Annotated in this window: 1 tRNA gene and 1 rRNA gene; both read right to left on the minus strand. The window is 54.5% G+C overall.

Features of this window, described 5'->3' with window-relative positions:
• A 5S ribosomal RNA gene (rrf, locus tag RYZ59_RS24665) occupies nucleotides 1-93 on the minus strand; the annotation flags it as partial.
• A 39-nt stretch (nucleotides 94-132) separates the two neighbouring features.
• Nucleotides 133-208 (minus strand) — tRNA-Thr (locus tag RYZ59_RS24670).
• Between the last annotated feature and the right edge of the window lies 1 nt (nucleotide 209).

Genomic DNA, 209 nt, shown 5'->3' on the forward strand with positions numbered 1-209 from the left:
ATGGGGAGACCCCACACTACCATCGGCGCTACGGCGTTTCACTTCTGAGTTCGGCATGGGGTCAGGTGGGACCACCGTGCTACAGCCGCCAGACAAATTCTTTACTAAGTGCCAAACTTTAACCCGAAAAACTGGTGCTGATACCCAGAGTCGAACTGGGGACCTCACCCTTACCAAGGGTGCGCTCTACCAACTGAGCCATATCAGCA

The organism is Citrobacter sp. HN-141 (assembly GCF_033341895.1).
In the GTDB taxonomy this organism is placed as follows: domain Bacteria; phylum Pseudomonadota; class Gammaproteobacteria; order Enterobacterales; family Enterobacteriaceae; genus Citrobacter.